Here is a 244-nt window from a genome sequence, read left to right on the forward strand (position 1 = left end):
CCAAAGAGAAGCAATAAGCGCATCGGCTTCACGAAGTAATAAATCAGGATTGTTTACATAATCTACATCAATTCCGTTTTTCTTTGCCCATTCAGTTAATGCACGGTAATTGTTTTTACCCGTAATCATCAAAAATCCTCTTCCACGGAATCGGTAGCCATCGCCACTCGCTTCATTTCCGTTTCCCATTCTTCCGCTATAAACCCGATTAGCTATTTTCTGCGGATTCATTGCGTACTGTTTG

General features: G+C 41.0%; 1 protein-coding gene. It reads right to left on the reverse strand.

Annotation, left to right across the window (positions count from 1 at the left end):
* Positions 1–231, reverse strand: a 231-nt coding sequence (locus RMT89_RS44905) for a hypothetical protein (protein WP_315889511.1), incomplete at its 3' end; no start/stop codon positions are given.
* Positions 232–244 lie beyond the last annotated feature (13 nt).

It is taken from the genome of Streptomyces sp. P17 (assembly GCF_032436805.1).
Lineage (GTDB): Bacteria > Actinomycetota > Actinomycetes > Streptomycetales > Streptomycetaceae > Streptomyces.